Source organism: Oryzomicrobium terrae, assembly GCF_008274805.1.
Classification (GTDB): Bacteria; Pseudomonadota; Gammaproteobacteria; order Burkholderiales; family Rhodocyclaceae; genus Oryzomicrobium; species Oryzomicrobium terrae.
On record NZ_CP022579.1, the window covers coordinates 2562952 to 2580214 of the forward strand.

The 17263-nt window shown below is 68.9% G+C and carries 12 protein-coding genes; 3 read left to right on the forward strand and 9 right to left on the reverse strand.

The window, feature by feature from the left end; translation table 11 throughout:
- Positions 1-109 precede the first annotated feature (109 nt).
- On the forward strand, positions 110-3481 hold the full coding sequence (locus tag OTERR_RS11640; RefSeq protein WP_223115942.1) for an EAL domain-containing protein: 3372 nt from the start codon (positions 110-112) through the stop codon (positions 3479-3481).
- A 197-nt stretch (positions 3482-3678) separates the two neighbouring features.
- Here the strand turns inward: OTERR_RS11640 and OTERR_RS11645 are convergent, their stop codons facing one another.
- The 8 genes from OTERR_RS11645 to otnI all read right to left on the reverse strand — a co-directional run bounded on the left by OTERR_RS11645 (position 3679) and on the right by otnI (position 13172).
- Positions 3679-4491, reverse strand: coding sequence for a PP2C family protein-serine/threonine phosphatase (locus OTERR_RS11645; protein WP_149425856.1), 813 nt, complete (start codon positions 4489-4491; stop codon positions 3679-3681).
- A gap of 173 nt (positions 4492-4664) precedes the next feature.
- A complete protein-coding gene (glcF, locus tag OTERR_RS11650) occupies positions 4665-5921 on the reverse strand; it encodes a glycolate oxidase subunit GlcF (RefSeq protein ID WP_149425857.1) in 1257 nt (418 codons plus the stop codon).
- A 98-nt stretch (positions 5922-6019) separates the two neighbouring features.
- Positions 6020-7117 carry a glycolate oxidase subunit GlcE gene (gene glcE, locus OTERR_RS11655; RefSeq protein WP_149425858.1) on the reverse strand — a complete coding sequence of 366 codons (1098 nt, stop codon included), beginning with the start codon at positions 7115-7117 and terminating at the stop codon, positions 6020-6022.
- Between the two features lie 34 nt (positions 7118-7151).
- Entirely contained in the window at positions 7152-8705 is a 1554-nt protein-coding gene (locus OTERR_RS11660) for an FAD-linked oxidase C-terminal domain-containing protein (protein WP_149425859.1), read from the reverse strand.
- A gap of 50 nt (positions 8706-8755) precedes the next feature.
- Entirely contained in the window at positions 8756-9577 is an 822-nt protein-coding gene (locus OTERR_RS11665; RefSeq protein ID WP_149425860.1) for a FadR/GntR family transcriptional regulator, read from the reverse strand.
- Between the two features lie 121 nt (positions 9578-9698).
- A complete protein-coding gene (locus OTERR_RS11670) occupies positions 9699-10802 on the reverse strand; it encodes a YeeE/YedE family protein (protein WP_149425861.1) in 1104 nt (367 codons plus the stop codon).
- Between the two features lie 165 nt (positions 10803-10967).
- Positions 10968-12281: a glycerate kinase type-2 family protein gene (locus tag OTERR_RS11675; RefSeq protein WP_149425862.1), complete on the reverse strand. Its 1314-nt coding sequence runs from the start codon at positions 12279-12281 to the stop codon at positions 10968-10970.
- 78 nt (positions 12282-12359) lie between these two features.
- Complete coding sequence (gene otnI, locus OTERR_RS11680; RefSeq protein WP_149425863.1) at positions 12360-13172, reverse strand: 2-oxo-tetronate isomerase; 813 nt, start codon at positions 13170-13172, stop codon at positions 12360-12362.
- Positions 13173-13262: 90 nt separating this feature from the next.
- Between otnI and OTERR_RS11685 the strand changes: the two genes are divergently transcribed.
- Complete coding sequence (locus OTERR_RS11685; protein ID WP_054621199.1) at positions 13263-13832, forward strand: cob(I)yrinic acid a,c-diamide adenosyltransferase; 570 nt, start codon at positions 13263-13265, stop codon at positions 13830-13832.
- Between the two features lie 572 nt (positions 13833-14404).
- Positions 14405-15076: a hypothetical protein gene (locus tag OTERR_RS11690; protein ID WP_149425864.1), complete on the forward strand. Its 672-nt coding sequence runs from the start codon at positions 14405-14407 to the stop codon at positions 15074-15076.
- A 36-nt stretch (positions 15077-15112) separates the two neighbouring features.
- Here the strand turns inward: OTERR_RS11690 and OTERR_RS11695 are convergent, their stop codons facing one another.
- Positions 15113-17251 carry a putative bifunctional diguanylate cyclase/phosphodiesterase gene (locus OTERR_RS11695; RefSeq protein ID WP_054621200.1) on the reverse strand — a complete coding sequence of 713 codons (2139 nt, stop codon included), beginning with the start codon at positions 17249-17251 and terminating at the stop codon, positions 15113-15115.
- Positions 17252-17263: the final 12 nt, after the last annotated feature.

Below are 17263 nucleotides of genomic sequence, written 5' to 3' on the forward strand. Positions count from 1 at the left end.
GTCATGCCCCCCCTTCTTCGCAACACCCATGGCATGCCGCCCTCCTCCGATCATGCCAACGGAAACTCATAGCACAACGGCACGGGCCGGCATCGACAGGACGCGCCCGTTGAACGCACATTCCGGCTTTGAAACCAAGGTTCTGACCGGTTTCATCGCTGCGGTGCTGGTCGTCGTCGCCCTTGCCGCCGCCACCTGGAAATTAGCCCAGGACGCGACGGAAGAAACGCACAAGGTCGGCCACACCCACGAGGTGCTCAACAATCTGGCCCAGGCCAAGGCTCAGACGCTGCAGGTCGAACTGAGTACGCAGAATTTCCGCATTTCGGGAAACGCACACCACCTGCCCGAACGGGATGCGGCCATGGCGGCACGGGAAACCATCCTGAGCCGCATCAAGGCTCTCACCGCCGACAATCCCTACCAGCAGGAGCATTGGGAACAGCTGCGCGCAGTAATCGATCAGCGTATTGCGATTTCCCGGGAGGTCCAGCGCTTGCGCGCCACCCTCGGTGCCGAGGCCGCCAACGCCTACGTTGCGAGCGCGCCGCTACAGGAAACCCGGGAGCGCACCCACCGGCTGATGCGCGAAATGGAAGACGAAGAGAACCGGCTTCTGGCAAGTCGCAGTGCCGAACAGCAACGCAGCCGCCAGTTTCTGGCCATCGCCAGCCCCATTGCCGCCCTGTCCCTCGCCCTGCTGCTGGTCGCGACCTATTTCCTGATCCGCCGCCAGCTGCGGGAAACCGAGGTGAGTCAGAATGCCCTGGCCGGCAGCGAAGAACGCCTTGCCATCACCCTGCATTCGATCGGCGACGGCGTGCTGGCGACGGACGCCGAAGGGCGCATCACCCAGCTCAACCCGGTTGCCGAACGGCTGACCGGGTGGACCTCGGCCGAAGCCCAGGGACAGCCGGTGGATGCGGTGTTCCGCATCATTCACGAAACAACCCGGGCGCCGGCCTTGGTCCCGGTAACCAAGGTCCTGGAGACAGGCCAGATCCAGGAGCTGGCCAACCACACCGCCCTGATCGCCCGGGACGGCCGCGAGCATCCGATTGCCGACAGCGCAGCACCGATACGGGATGCGGCCGGTCAGATACGTGGCGTTGTGCTGGTATTCCGCGACGTAAGCACTGAACGCCAGGCCCAGCGGCTGATCGTGGAGCAGAACGAAGCCTTGGAGCAGCGGGTGCGCGAACGAACGGAACAGCTGCGGGAAAGCGAAGAGCACCTGCGCAGCGTGATCGGCAGCGTTCCAGCCCTGATCGCCTTCGTGGATGCGCAACAGCGCTATGTCTATGTGAACGACCAGTACCGCACGCGCTTTGCCCCGGAACGACACGACATCACGGGCTGCACGGTGCGCGACATCCTCGGGGAAGAACGCTATGCGATTGCCGCCCCTCTCATCGCCGGGGTGTTGGCGGGGCACGCACAAAGCTACGACTGGCAACCCTTCCCCGACGTCTGGCAGGTGGTCAGTTACATGCCCAGACGGGATGCTCAAGGGATGGTGAGCGGCTACTACGTGCTGGGGGTCGACATCACCGAGCGCAAAGCAGCCGAAGCAAAGATCCAGACGCTCAACGCCAGCCTTGCCCAGCACCTCCAGGATCTGGAGCATGCCAGTCGGGCGTTGCGCACCCTCAGCGCCGGCAACCGGACCATGCTGCGGGCCACCGACGAGCAGGAACTGCTCGACAGCATGTGCCAAGCCATCGTCACGACCGGCGGCTACGACACGGCGATTGTCTGGTACCGGTGCGACGACGCGACCCACTCGCTGCAGCCGATGGCCGAGCACGGCTACCCGGGAGGTCTCACCGCCCTGCGCCGCCTGCCGACCACCTGGGCCGAAAACCAGCGCGGCCGGGGGGCCGTCGCCACGGCGATCCGTACCGGTCAGACCAGTGTCGCGGCGGACATACATCACAACCCGGACTACCAGCCGTGGACCACCAGCCTAAGCGACTACGCCTCAGTGATCGCCTGCCCGCTCGAGGTCGGTGGCAAGACCATTGGCGCCCTGGCCATTTACGACGGGGAGCCGAACACCTTCGGCCCGGACGAAAGCGCCCTGCTGACCGAATCCGGGGATGACCTGGCCTTCGGCATCGCCACCCTGCGGGCGCGCGCCGAGCAACAAAAGAACCGGGAGGCCATGTTCCGGCTTACCCACTTCGACCCCCTTACCGGCTTGCCCAATGCCACCCGGTTCACGGAGGCGATCACCGCCGCCCTGGATGCCAGCCACGCCCCCCCCGAGCCGTTCGCCGTGCTCCAGACCAATGTCGAGCGGCTGAGCCAAATCAACGATGCCCTGGGCTTCAGCCACGGCGACCAGTTGTTGCGCGAATTCGGCATGCGGCTGCACAGCGCCATGCCGGCCTCCGCCACGGTGGCACGACTGCGTGGCGACGAATTCGCCATCCTGCTGCCCGCCAGTGACGAAGCCGTCGGAATGGAGGCCGTGCGCCGCCTCGAGATGACCATTGCCCGTCCGTTCCGGATCGCCGACATCGCCCTCGACGTGACGGCGAAGATCGGGATCGCCCTGTTCCCTCAGCACGGAACAACCCCTCACGACCTGTACCGGCACATGGATATCGCCGTGCACCAGGCCAAGGAAAAAGGGCTACGGCACGTCATGTTCAACCCAGCCCAGACCCCTGACCAGGCGCGCCGGCTGACCATCGCCAGTGAACTGCGACGAGCCATCGACGGTGGCGACCTGCGGCTTTACCTACAACCCAAGGTGGACATGGTGACCGGCCGGGTCTGCGGTTCGGAAGGGCTGGTACGCTGGCAGCACGCCACCCGGGGTCTGATCTATCCGGGAGAATTCATCGACCTGGCCGAGAGCACCGGGCTCATCAAGCCGCTCACCGAGTGGGTTATCGAGGCGGCCCTGAGCCTGAACCGGGGCTGGGCACGAGAAGGCCGGGCACTGCCGATTGCCGTGAACCTGTCGGCCCGCAACCTGCATGACGATGAACTGCTGACCAAGATCCGCCAGTTGCACAAGGCCCTGGACGTGGCCCCTGGACTGCTCGAAGTGGAACTCACCGAAAGCACGGTGATGGAAGACGCCGGATTCGCCCTGCAGGTCTTGCACGATCTGCGCGATGATGGAATCCCCCTCTACATCGACGATTTCGGCACGGGCTACTCCTCCCTCCGCTACCTGCAAAAATTGCCGGTCGATTACATCAAGATCGACCAATCGTTCGTGCGCCACATGTCCACCCACAAGGACGCCGCCCTGATCGTGCGCTCGACCATCGACCTGATCCACGACCTGGGCCGCAAGGCCGTTGCCGAAGGCATCGAGACCCAACAGGACTGGGATCAGCTGGCCCTCCTGGGCTGCGACATGGCCCAGGGTTACTTGATCGCCAAGCCAATGCCGGCGGAGGAATTCCCGGCCTGGGTGGAGCGTTTTCGCCCCCCGGAAACGAGCGGCGGCCCGCCGTCCTGATCCCCTGACGCCCTGCCCCCTTGCGTCCTGATCCGCCTGCACCGTAGCAGCGTCGCCCGCGGGTTCTGGCGAACACTGCCGGCCGCTGCCCACGGCCCCGCTAACGAACCGCTGGCGCCACGCAGCAGCATGCCGCCTCAGCAGTCATAAAAAAGCCGGGCGCACCGCCCGGCGTTTCCCTTGCCTTCCACCAGCACCTACCCCGAGGTGACCGGTGTGCTGCCCACCGGGCGGCGCACCGATGCCAGACCGGGCTTGGCCACCGGTATCTCGTTCAGTCGTACCAGAGCGAGGGACAGGTTGTCGCCCTCGCCGCGGCCCCGGCTGCGGGCGCGCCGCATCATTTCCTCGGCCGCCTCCCGGGCGGACTGGGTGGCGACCAAGCCTCCCAGTTCGGCATCGGCGAAGTACCCCCACAAGCCGTCGGAGCAGACGAGGAAGGCATCCCCCGCGGCCAGGGCGTCGTTATGGCCGATATCGACCAAGGGGGTCTCCCGGCCGCCCAGGGCGGTGAGCAGGACGTTACGGTTGGGATGGAAGGAGGCTTCCTCCTCGCTGATCTTGCCGTCGCGCACCAGTTGGCCCACGTAGGAATGGTCGTCGGTACGCTGCTGCAGCTGGCCGTTGCGGAACCAGTAGAGGCGCGAATCGCCGCAATGGGCCCAGGTGGCCCGGGTGGGTTCAAGAAGCAGGACCACGCCGGTGCTGTGGGGGTCCTTCTCGTTGATGAAGCGCCCGGCCCGGATCAGGGTGTGGGCTTCATCGAAGATCATGCGCAGCAGTTCCTCGGGCGTGTCCTCACTGGGGCTGTAGCCTTCCAGGCACTGGCGCGCGGTATGGATCACCTGCTCGGCGGCCAGGGCCCCGCCTTCGTGCCCGCCCATGCCGTCGGCAACCACGGCCAGGACGACGCCACGCAGGCGCGGATGGGGCAGCAGGGCGACCCGGTCCTGCTGCTCGTGGCGGTCGCCGATGTGCTGGGAAACGCAAACATCAAGCTGCAAGGGCATGATCGGCGATTTCGGGAAGGGGGACGAGGAAGCGGCGCAAAGTATTTATGACCTTTTGCTGACAAGCATAGCATGCGGCCCCGCTCGCTTCCCGGCCAGCCGACACATGGTCGAACGCTGCACCAGTCGTGCCTTTCCCCTGCATCCGGCAGCACCGCCAAGACGGTTGCGGCTCAGCCGGCCGCCTCGTCCAGTGCCTCGTCGAGCAACTCGATCCAGTGCTTGACCGGCGTCGCCGTACCCGCCGCCAGATGGGTCAGACAGCCGATGTTGGCGGTGACGATCACGCCCGGGTTACCCGCCTCCAGAGCCGCCAGCTTGTTGCTGCGCAACTGCTTGGACAGCTCGGGCTGGGTCAGGGAATAGGTACCGGCCGAACCGCAGCACAGGTGGCCGTCGGCCACCGGGCTCAAGGTATAGCCGGCGGCGGCGAGCAGGCGCTCCACCACGCCGCGGATCTGCTGGCCGTGCTGCAGAGTGCACGGAGAATGGAAGGCCACCTTGGCCGGCACCGGCGCAGCCGCCTTGGCCTTGGCCAAGGCCCGGCCGATGGCCAGTTCCTCGCCGGCCACCACTTCGGCCACGTCCCGGGCCAGGGCGCTGATGCGCGCGGCACGGGGTCCGTAGGCCGGGTCGTGGCGCAGCAGGTGGCCGTATTCCTTGACTTGGGCGCTGCACGCCGAGGCCGTCACCAGGATCGCCTCGGCGCCGGCCTCCACCGCCGGCCACCAGGCGTCGATGTTGGCACGCATGTCGTCCAGGCCGCCGTCCTGGTCGTTCAGGTGGTAGCGCAGGGCGCCGCAGCAGCCGGCCTTCTTCTCGCCCTGGCGGACGATGCTGATGCCCACCCGATCGAGTACTCGGGCGGCGGCGGCGTTGATATTGGGGGCCAGGCCAGGCTGGACGCAGCCTTCGAGCAGAACCACCTGGCGGGTGTGGCGCGCCGCCGGACGGGGCCGGGCCGGCGCCACGTCGTGGACCTTTTCCGCCAGGGCCTCGGGCAGCAGGGGCTTGGCCAGGCGAGCGACTTTCAGCGCCGTCTCGAACAAGCCCCGGTTGGGCAGCACGGTGCGCAACGCCCGGTAGAGCAACTGCTGTCTGGCCGGGCGCGGCACCTGGGCCTCGACGATGCCCCGGCCGATGTCGAGCAGCCGGTGGTACTGGACCCCGGAGGGGCAGGTGGTCTCGCAGGAGCGGCAGGTCAGGCAGCGGTCCAGGTGCAGGCGGGTCTTTTCCGTCACTGCCTGGCCTTCGAGCAGTTGCTTGATCAGGTAGATGCGCCCGCGCGGCCCGTCCAGCTCATCGCCAAGCAATTGGTAGGTGGGACAGGTGGCGGTGCAAAAACCGCAGTGCACGCACTTGCGCAAGATGGTGTCGGCTTCCCGGCCTTCCGGGGTGTCGCGGACGAAATCGGCGAGTTGGGTTTGCATGGCGAAAGTCTCGTCAGGGCGTTCTTATCGGGTGGGCACGTTGCGCTGTGGCCTGGGAGCCGAGCAGTCAGCAGGGCGCCGCTGAAGGCAGTTCCGGGTCAAAAGTCGGGGTAGAGGCGCCCCGGGCCGAAGACGCCCTTGGGGTCGAACTCGCGCTTGAGGTTGCGGTTGAGCGCCGCCATGCCCGCCGACAAGGGCTGAAAGGCGCCGCCGGCGCGCAACTTGGCCTCGTCGCTGGCCCGGTACAGGGTGGCGTGACCGCCGGCGGCAAGGGCTGCAGCGCGTACCTTGTCGCTGGAAGCATCGCTGTTCAGCCAGCGCAGCGCCCCCCCCCACTCGACCAGCACCGGGCCGGGCAGATCGAGGGGCTGGGCCACCGACGGCAGTGACAGGCGCCACAGGTTCTTGCCCGACTGCAGCGCAGTGGTGAAGAAGGGATGGGACTGGTCCCGCAATCCTTGCCAGAAGCCGCGCCCCACCTCGCTCTCCAGCCCCTCGCCGCCGAGCGTGGCCTGGGCGGCGGAAACCGCCGCCTCGGCCCCGGACAGGCGCACCAGCAGGGCACCGTCGTGCCAGGCAGTGGCGGAGATGGGCAGGGGCTGGCCGCCCCAGCGATTGACCCGGAGGATGCCCTCGGCCTGGTCGCAAGCAAAGCGCAGGGTGGCCTCGGCCACCGGCACTGGCAGCACTTTCAGCGACACCTCGGCGATCAGCCCCAGGGTGCCCAGGCTGCCGGCCATCACCCGGGAAACGTCGTAGCCGGCCACGTTCTTCATCACCTGGCCGCCGAAGGTGAGCACCCGGCCCTGACCGTCGATGACCTGGGTGCCGAGCACGAAGTCGCGCACCGCCCCAGCCTGGAGGCGGCGCGGCCCGGACAGGCCGGCGGCGACCACGCCGCCGATGGTGGAGGCGGGGGAAAAGCGCGGCGGCTCGAAGGCCAGCATCTGCTGCCGTTCCGCCAGCACCGCCTCGATCTCGGCCAGGGGGGTGCCGGCCCTGGCGGTGATCACCAGCTCGGTGGGCTCGTAGGCGATCACGCCGCAATAGGCGGCGGTGGACAGGACCTCGCCGTGCAGCGGGCCACCGTAGAAGTTCTTGCTGCCACCGCCCTCGATGCGCAGCGCAGTGTTGGTCTCGGCAGCGTGGCGGATGCGGGCGGCAAAGTCGGCCAGCAGGGTGTCAGAGGAATCCATGGTCATGGTCGCAGTGAAAGTCAGGGGGCAGGGATCAGAAACGCGGCAGTTCGGGGAAGGGCATCTGGCCGAAGGAGACGCGCATGCGGCCGTACTCGGCGCAGCGGTGTAGGGTCGGGATGGCCTTGCCCGGGTTAAGCAGGCCGCGCTTGTCGAAGGCCCGTTTCACGGCGAAGAAGAAGTCCCGCTCGTCACGGCTGAACTGGACGCACATCTGGTTGATCTTCTCGGCCCCCACCCCGTGCTCGCCGGTGATCGAGCCGCCGAATTCCACCGACTTCTCTAGGATCTCGGCACCGAAGGCCTCGGCCCGCTCAAGCTCCCCTGGCTCGTTGGCGTCGAACATGATCAGGGGGTGCAGGTTGCCGTCGCCGGCGTGGAAGACGTTGGCGCAGCGCAGGCCGTACTTCTGCGACAGGGCGGCAATTGCCGTGAGCATCTCGGCCAGGCGCTTCCTCGGGATGGTGCCGTCCATGCAGTAGTAGTCGGGAGAGATGCGCCCCACCGCCGGGAAAGCGGCCTTGCGCCCGGCCCAGAACTTGAGCCGTTCCTCCTCGCTGCGCGACACGGCCATGGCCCGGGCGCCGCAGCGGTCGAGCACCGCCTTGACCCGGGCGATCTCCTCGGCCACCTCTTCCGGCGTGCCGTCGGACTCGCACAACAGGATGGCCTCGGCCTCCAGGTCGTAGCCCGCTTGGACGAAGGGCTCCACCGCCAGGGTGGCGGGCTTGTCCATCATCTCCAGGCCGGCCGGGATGATGCCGGCGGCGATGATCGCCGCCACCGCGTCGCCGGCCTTGTTCACGTCGTCGAAGGAGGCCATCACCACCTGAGCCAGCTGGGGCTTGGGGGTGAGGCGCACGGTCACCTCGGTGGCCACCGCCAGCATGCCCTCGGAACCGATCATCAGGGCCAGCAGGTCGTAGCCCGGGGCATCCAGGGCCGTGGAACCGAACTCGACGATCTCGCCGCTAATGGTCACGCCGCGCACCTTGAGCACGTTGTGCACCGTCAGGCCGTACTTGAGGCAGTGCACCCCGCCGGAGTTCTCCGCCACGTTGCCGCCGATGGTGCAGGCGATCTGGGACGAGGGGTCCGGGGCGTAGTAGAGGCCCAGGCTGGCGGCAGCCTCCGAGATGGCCAGGTTGCGCACCCCGGGCTGGACCACGGCGGTGCGGGATGCGGCGTCCATGGACAGGATCTGCTTCATGCGCGCCAGGGACAGCACCACGCCGTGGGCGTGGGGCAAGGCGCCACCGGACAGGCCGGTGCCGGCGCCCCGGGCCACCACCGGCACTTCCAGTTCGTGGCAGATCGCCAGCACCGCTGCCACCTGGGCCTCGTCGGCGGGCAAGGCCACCGCCATGGGCACCTGGCGGTAGGCCGACAGGCCATCGCACTCGTAGGGGCGCAGGTCTTCGGCCGCCACTAGCAGGCTGGACTCGGGCAGTACGGCGCGCAGGCGCTGGAACAGGGTGGTGCGGGCCGCCGCGTTCCGGGCGAAATCCCGGTCAGCCCCGGCATAGTCCGGGGCCGGGCGCAGGGTAGCCGCACCGTCGGAGGTGGGAGTTGCAGAATCGTGGCTCATGGGGTGTCTCCTCCAGGATTTGTTCTGTATAGGGGGCCGGCCGGCCACTTTCAACGGGTCGGGGATTTGCCCGGGGTCCCGGCGGCGGCAAAGGTGGGAGCCAGGTCGCAGGCGATATCCACCCCGAGGGGGATGTCGAGCCGGGCGGCGGTAGCCGACAGGTGCTGGAAACTGGCGGCCCGGGCGCCGGCCGGATCGCCGGCGGCAATGGCGTCGTAAAGGGCCTGATGCTCGTCCTGGAGCAGCTGGGTACGCCCCCGGGCGTGCTGCTCGGGGCTCCAGGAAAGACGCCGGGATTCGGAAAACTGCTTGGACAGGAAGCCCACCAGGTCGCGCATCATCGGGTTGCCGGTGGCCGCCGCCACTGCGCCGTGAAAGGCGTCGTCGTCGCGGCCGCCATCGCCGTGGGCCTCGACCGCCGCCGCCATGCGCGCCAGGGCAGCGGACATCGCCTTCAGGTCCTTGGGACGGCGGCGCCGGGCGGCCAACTCGGCCACACCGATTTCCACCAGGGTGCGCAATTCGAAGATATGGGCCAGAGATTGCCGGGCCCGGACCACGTCCTGGTCCGTCGGCATGTCGAAGGCCAGCCGGCTCGGCGTGGCGGCGACGAAGACCCCGGCGCCCTGGCGCGAGATCACCAGCCCGTCGGCCTTGAGCCGGGCCAGGGCCTCGCGCACCATGGGCCGGGAGACGCCGAATTCGGCCCCCAGATCCTTCTCGGTCGGCAGACGGGCACCGGGGGCCAGGGCGCCGCTGCGGATGCGCTCGGCCAGGGCCAGGTGCACCGCCTCGGAGCGGCGGGCCGCAGGGGTTGCGGCGGAGGGAGAAGCGGACGGAGAAAGGGGCGCGTCAGGTGCAGGGGAAGCCATGGGCGAACAACTTGTCAGACAAGTTCCTCATTGCAGCATGAACTCACCTTTTCGTAAATAGGCGCGCATCGTTGCCGCAACCGTAGCCGCCGCTACCCGCTCCTGGGCCCTGTGCGCTGCCTCAGCCGGCCACCAGCACCAACCGGTGTTGGGGCTGATCGAGCCAGCGGTCGGTGAGGGTCGCCCCCAGCCACATGGAAACCAGGGTCAACCAGGAGGTCACGGCGAAGATCGCCGCGCCGGAGATCCCCGCGCCGACCGCGCAGCCGCCGGCGAGCATGCCACCGAAGCCCATGCAGATCGCCCCAGCGATGTAGCGACGCATCATCTCGCCGCCCTGGAAGCCTTCGAGCTTGAGATCGCCGCCGCGCCAGGCGGCGAGGAAGGCGCCGAGCACGACGCCGGGCACCAGCCCGGTATCGAAGCCGAGGGGTTTGGTCAGGGGGGCCAGCACCTGCATCAGCATGTCCGCCGAAGGGCCGGTGAACGACAGGCTCTGCACCGGCAGGGGTTCGAAGGACTGGCCGGCAAGGGTCGCGGTGAACCACCAGGCGGCGGCCACGCAGCCCCCTACCCCGGCAGCCGCCAGGGCGGGGCGCAGCGGCAGTTGGGCGCGGCGTACGGCCAGCGCGGCGGCCGCCAGCCACATCAAGCCGACAACCAGGCCGCCGCCATGGCCCAAGGAGGCCAGGGCGAGCAGGTCGCGGGCACCGCCGTCCACGGTCCACCAACCGGCCACGGCGGTGCGCAGCGGGGCCAGCAGGCCGGACAGGGACGCCTGGGCGGTGACGGCGAAGACCAGACCGGTGAGCAGGGCACGCAGGTTGCCGGTAGCGGCCACCACCAACTGGCGGCTGGCGCAGCCCCGGGCCAGGATCATGCCGATGCCGAACAGGAGACCGCCCAGCACGGCGCCGGACAGGCTGCCCCGGGTGGCCAGCTGGCGCGCCCCGGACACATCCAGCCAGCCGGCCAGGATCAGGGCTTGGGCCACGACCACGGCGGTGGCGAAGGTGAGCAGCCACACCGCCAGCTTGTGGCCGTTTTCCGGGCTGCGAGTCCGGGCATCGGCCAGCCATTCACCCCGGGCCACCTCGACCACGGCGGCCCGCAGGCAAAAGCGCGAGCGCTGGGCCAAGGCGCCGAAGGCGACACCGATCAGGGCGCCACCGGCCACCGCCACCGGGCGTTCACCCAGGGTTTCGAGAAGTCCCGACCACTCCATGCCTCACCTCATCCCGCTGCCTCCGGCGCGGCCGGGGCGAATCATCACATTAGAAAATAATGATAGATCAGCCGCGCCACAGCGGCTTGAGATGGCTCAAATCCGCCGTATACGACCGAGCGGGCGGTGCAGCCTGCCGGCACGGCGCCGTACCGGCAGGCCGGTTCAGACGACCAGGATGGCGCGGAAGTCGTTGACGTTGGTGCGGGTCGGCCCGGTCACCAGCAGGTCGCCGACTTCGTGGAAGAAGCCCCAGGCGTCGTTTTCCGCCTGCTTGACCAGGGCATCGATGCCCCGGTCACGGGCCCGCACCAGGGTGTCCGGGGTGACGATGGCGCCGGCGTTGTCCTCGGAGCCGTCGATGCCGTCCGTGTCGCCGGCCAGGGCCCAGATGCCCGCGGCGCCTTGCAGGGCGACGGCCAGGCCGAGCAGGAACTCGGTGTTGCGGCCGCCCCGGCCGTTGGGGTTCTTGAGGGTGACGGTGGTCTCGCCGCCGGACAGCAGCACGCAGGGAGGCTGGGCCGGCAGGCCGTGCAGGCGGCTGGAGAGAGCCAAGCCGGCGAAGGCCCGGGCCACCTCCCGGGACTCGCCGGTGATGGCGTCGCCCAGAATCAGCGGCGTGACGCCTGCGGCCCGGGCCACGTTGGCAGCGGCGTGCAGGCTCAGCATCGGCGCCGCCACCAGGTGGTAGTCGTGGTGCGCCAGGCGGGGATCGCCGGGCTTGACTGACTCCGACTCGCCCTCGCCGGATTCGAGCAGGGTCCGCACCGCCTCGGGCACGGCGATCTCGTAGCGGCACAGGATGGCCAGGGCATCGGCGCAGGTGGAAGGATCGGGCACCGTGGGACCGGAGGCGATCACCGAGGGGTCGTCGCCGACCACGTCGGAAATGGCCAGGGTCAGCCCCGGCGCCAGCGATGCGGCGGCTAGCCGGCCGCCCTTGACCGCCGAGAGGTGCTTGCGCACACAGTTGATCTCGTCGATGGCGGCGCCGCAGGCGAGCAGTTCCTTGGTAAGGGCCCGCTTGGTGGCCAGGTCGATGCCCGGCAGGGGCGCCGCCAGCAGGGCCGAGCCGCCGCCGGAGAGCAGCACCAGCAGCCGGTCGTCCGGAGTGAGGGTCCGCACCAGGGCCAGCATCTCGGCGGCGGCCGCCTCGCCGGCGGCGTCCGGCACCGGGTGGGCGGCTTCCACCACGCGGATGCGGCGGGTCGGCGTGCCGTGGCCGTAGCGGGTCACCACCAGGCCGGAGAGGCCGGACAGATCGCCGTGCCAGTGCTTTTCCGCCCAGGCTTCGACGGCAGCGGCCATGGCGGCGGCGGCCTTGCCGGCGCCCACTACCACCAGCCGGCCGGAGGCGTGGCCCAGGGCCGCCGGATTGGGCAGAAAACGGTCGAGGAAGGGCGGCAGCACCACCGCCGGATCGGCGGCGGCCACGGCGGCGTCGAACAGGGCGCGCAGCAGGTCGCGGGGGGAAGTCATGGCGTGTCTCCAGGGGATTGGGCGTGCTTTGGCGTGCGTTCAGGCTTATACGGTTGGAGGGCCGGGCGCCCGGGGAATTCACCCCGCGCGGCGGCGGTAGGGGGCGAACCAGCCCAGGCCGGCCTCGGTGCCCGCGGCCAGGTTGGCGGGCTTGTATTCGCAGCCGATCCAGCCGTCGTAGCCGAGGCGTTCCAGGATGGCGAAGAGGAAGGGGTAGGCGATCTCGCCGCTGCCCGGCTCGCCCCGGCCCGGGTTGTCGGCCACTTGCAGGTGGCCGATGCGCGGTACGGGTCCGGCCAGGCCATATTCCAAAGTGCGGGCCAGGTCGCCCTCCATGATCTGGGCGTGGTACAGGTCGTACTGGACGCGGACGTTGGCCTCGCCGATCGCATCGAGCAGGGCGAAGGCGGCCCGGGGCGAGTCGAGCCAGTAGCCGGGCATGTCGATGCGGCTGTTGATCGGCTCAATCATCAAGGTGATGCCGTCCGCCGCCAGAGTGCGGGCGGCATGGCGGATGTTGGCCAGGTAGGTGGCGCGCACCAGCTCAGGATCGGCGCCAATCGGGGGAATGCCGGCCATGGCGTGGAGCCGGGTGCAACCGAGGGTTTCGGCATAGCGGCGAGCCTGATCGAGGCCGGCGCGAAAGTCCGCCTCCCGCCCGGGCAGGGCCGCCAGGCCCCGCTCCCCCGCCGCCCAGTCGCCGGCGGGCAGGTTGAAGAGGGCCTGGGTGAGATCGTGGGCCGTCAGCCGGGCCCGGATGTCCGCGGCGGGAAAATCGTAGGGAAACAGGTACTCGACCCCGGCGAAGCCCGCCTCTGCGGCGGCGGCGAAGCGGTCGAGAAAGGGCCGGTCGGCGAACAGGAAGGTCAGGTTGGCGGCGAACTTGAGCATGGCGGCGTAAAAGTGCGGAGTAAGCGGCGGGGCGACTCGTTATAATCCCGAGTGTTTTCGTCAACCATCACCGAAGGTCAGGATTAGATCATGGGCAATCGTCTTTCGAAAATCGTCACCCGCACCGGCGATGCCGGCACCACCGGCCTGGGCGACGGCTCCCGGGTGGGCAAGGATAGCCCGCGCATCGACGCCCTGGGCGAAGTAGACGAGCTCAACTCCCTGATCGGCGTGCTGCGCGCCACCGCCCTGCCCGAGTCCATCGCGGCCCGGGTCCAGGAGGTGCTCTCGGTGGTCCAGCACGACCTGTTCGATCTGGGTGGCGAGCTGTGCATCCCCGGCGCCACCACCATGAAGGCCGAGCAGGTGGCCCAACTGGAAGAATGGGCCGAGGAGTTCAACGCCGCCCTCACCCCGCTCAAGGAATTCATCCTGCCCGGCGGCACTTCAGCTGCCGCCCACGCCCACCTGGCCCGCACCGTGTGCCGCCGCGCCGAGCGCAGCGTGGTGCACCTGGCCCACCACGAAAAAGTCTCGGAATTTGCGCGCCGCTACCTGAACCGCCTCTCCGACCTGCTCTTCATCCTCGGCCGCAGCTTGAACAAGGAAGCCGGCGGCAGCGACGTGCTATGGCGGCACAACCGGGGCCAGCAGGGCTAAGACAAAGACAGCGGCGTAGGCGCTATCGCTCGCGACGGCGCCGCCACCGGGGTTCCCCGGCCCTTATTCCCCTTCCCCTAGCACCCCTCTCCCGCGCCCTTCCCCCTGGGCCCGGCCTGACCGGGCCTGCCAAAAGGGCCACGACGGGCTGCGGCGCCGGGCCTCCGCTGCAAGCGGCGTGGGGTCGGGGCCCGGCCTCTGCCGAGGTAAGGGGTGCGGCAGGTACCACCCTGAAACTCCCCGCCAGTCCTTGTTCTCCGTCACGATGCCCTGGAGATTGGCTCAGGACGCCACTTTCCAGAGGTCATGCCTGGAGAACCAATAGGGACGCGGGGTTTCACGCCTCACCATCCGAAATTCCGTCCGCACAGCCCGTACAATAACGCGCGCCCGGCGGGGGTACGGAAGTCGGCCCGGCATCCCCGCTGACCCCAATGCCCCCGATGCCCCCGTGGCCCCCGCTGCCGCCTCCAGCTATCCACCCGCATCCTTAACGCCCCTCCCCTGCCCGCGCCTCCGGCCGGCCAGGACGGCGCGGGGCAGACACACACCACCCGCCTCGAAAGCCGCCCGTGTTCGAAATCCTCAACCTCCTCTACCTCGGCGCCACCGTCGCCGCGCAAAGCCTGACCATCGTCGCCAACGCCACCAGCGACATTCCCATCCAGGAGGGCGTGCGGGTCTACGCGGTACGGATGAAGCAACAGGCGCCGCTGTGGGCCGATCACTGCCTCTACGACGGCGTGATGGTCGAGTTCGCCCGGGATTGGGAAACGGTGCAGCCCTTCACCGACAACGTCCTGCCCCCGGAGCCGGACAAGCCCGTGGGCTATGCCCTGATCCTCACCCGCGAGAATTGCCCGAACAAGCCGGAACGCCCGATCTTCAACACCGGCGACAGCTTCTTCTCGCCGCTCTTTGGCAGACGCTACGTGATCCGCGACGGCAACCGGATGGATACCCAGGACTACGCCGGGGCCAAGGAAGAGTCCCGTCCGAAATGGATGCCCCAAGTGCTCAAAACCATCGCGGCGGAAGCCGGGAGCAATCCGGTGGCCCGGGACTTCCTGGCCGAGCTGGAGCGGCGCGAGCAGGCCGCCGCGGCGGTACCGCCTGCGGGCGCCAGCCCCCGGGAGGGCGCGGCGGAGCGGGGGCAATCCGGCGGGGACAAGATGGATCAGGTGGAGCAGCTGGAGCAACAAGACGGCGCCGCCACGGTGGCGGAAACAGCGATGCGCCGGTAAGTCGGGGCCTGGGCGGTTTGCCAGGCCCGGGCCGGCTCAGCCGGCGGCTCTGGCCAGGACGCCGGGCAGGCTTTCCAGGTAGGCCGGCAGGTCAGAGGCGGCCAGGGGTTTGCTGAAGAAGTGGCCCTGGATTTCCTGGCATGCCCGGTCGCGGAAGAAGCCCGCCTGGTCGGCGGTTTCCACCCCTTCGGCCACCACCTTGAGGTCCATGCGCTGGGCCATGGAGATGATGGCGTCTACGATCACCGCGTCGTCCTGGTTCTCGGTCACTTCCGAGACCAGGGAGCGGTCGATCTTGAGGGTATCGACGGGCAGGCGGCGCAACACGTTGAGGTTGGAATAGCCGACGCCGAAGTCGTCCAGGGTGATGCCGACGCCGAGCTTCTTCAGGTCGGACAGCACCAGCAGGTTGCGCTCGCCGTCCTGCATCAGCACCTGCTCGGTGAATTCGAATTCGAAGGCCTCGCCGGACACCCCGGCCTCGGCCAGGATGCGGGCGAAATTGGCGGCAAAATCCGGCTGCTTGAGCTGGGCGGCGCACAGGTTGATCGACACCCGCACCGCCGCCACGCCGGCATCGCGCCAGGCAGCCAGCTGCCGGGCCGCCTCGGCCAGCACCCACAGGGACAGGGGCACGATGAAGCCGCTTTCCTCGGCCAGGGGAATGAAGTCCCGGGGCAGCAGCAGCCCCCGCTCCGGATGGTGCCAGCGGATCAGGGCCTCGACACCGAGCAGGCGCCCGCTCGGGTTGTCCACCTGGGGCAGGTAGAGCAGTTCGAACTCGCCCCGGTCCAGGCCCTGGCGCATGTCGTGCTCCAGGGAAAGGCGGGTCAGGGCGCCGGATTCCAGCTCGGGGCTGAAAAACTGGAAATTGTTGCGGCCGACGCTCTTGGCCCGGTACATGGCCAGGTCGGCATGGGTGAGCAGGGTGTCGGCCAGCTCGCCGTCGTTGGGGAAGCAGGCGATGCCGATGCTGGCCGAAATGGCCAGGTCGTCGCCCTTGTGGCGGAAGGGACGGGCCAGGGCGGCCACCAGCTTTTCCGCCACCCGGCCGGCATCCTGGGGCTCGCGCAGGGCCGGCAGGAGGATGACGAATTCGTCGCCACCGAGGCGCGATACGGTGTCCTCCTCGCGCACGCAGGAGAGCAGGCGCCGCGCCGCTTCCTGCAGCACCATGTCGCCGACCTTGTGGCCGAGGGAATCGTTCACCAGCTTGAAGCGGTCCAGGTCCACGAACAACACGCCGACGGTTTCGCCGGAGCGGCGAGCGTGGATCAGAGCCTGGTCGAACCGGTCGGAAAAGAGCACCCGGTTGGGCAGGTCGGTGAGGGCGTCGTAGTGGGCCAGGTACTGGATGCGCGCCTCGGCCTCCTTGCGCTCGGAGATGTCGGACCAGGCCACCACGTAATGCAAGATGCGCCCGTCGCCGTCGCGCACCACGTCCAGGGCGCGCCATTCCGGGTAGAGCTCGCCGTTCTTGCGCCGGCTCCACAGTTCGCCGCGCCAGTGGCCGTTCTCTTGCACCGTGCGCCACATCACCTCGATGAAGGCCTCGCCCTCGATGGCGCCGTCGAGTTCGCGCAGGTCGCGGCCGAGCACCTCGTCCCGGGCGTAGCCGGTGATGCGGGTGAAGGCGTCGTTGGCGTCCACCACGGTCCAGGCGGCGTCGGCGATGAGGATCGCCTCGCTGCTGGCGGCGAACACTTGGGCGGCGAGTTTCTGGCGGGATTCGAGGGCGGCGGTATACGCCAGGGGGCCGAGCACGCCGAGCAGGGTGTCGACCATCACCGGCTTCAACACGTAACGGTCAACGCCGATCTCGATGGCCGAGATCAGGGCGTCGGCCTCGGAGTGGCCGGTGGCGATGACCACCGGGGTACCCGGGCTTTCCGCCTTGATCGCCCGGGCCAGGGCCAGGCCGTCGAGACCGGGCATGACCAGGTCGGTGATGACCACGTCGGGGTGCGCCTGGCGGAAGCAGGCCAGGCCTTCCTCGCCGTTGCCGGCCTGCAGCACCGTGCCGACCCGCTTGGCCAGGGGCAAGGCGATGGCGGCGCGAATGACCGGATCATCTTCCACCAGCAACACGGTCAGGCGCTGCAGTGGGTCGCCCACCGGGGCGATGGCCGTCAGGACATCGACCGGCAGTGAGGACGAGGAAGAAGCGGCATTCATCGCAAAGGGAAG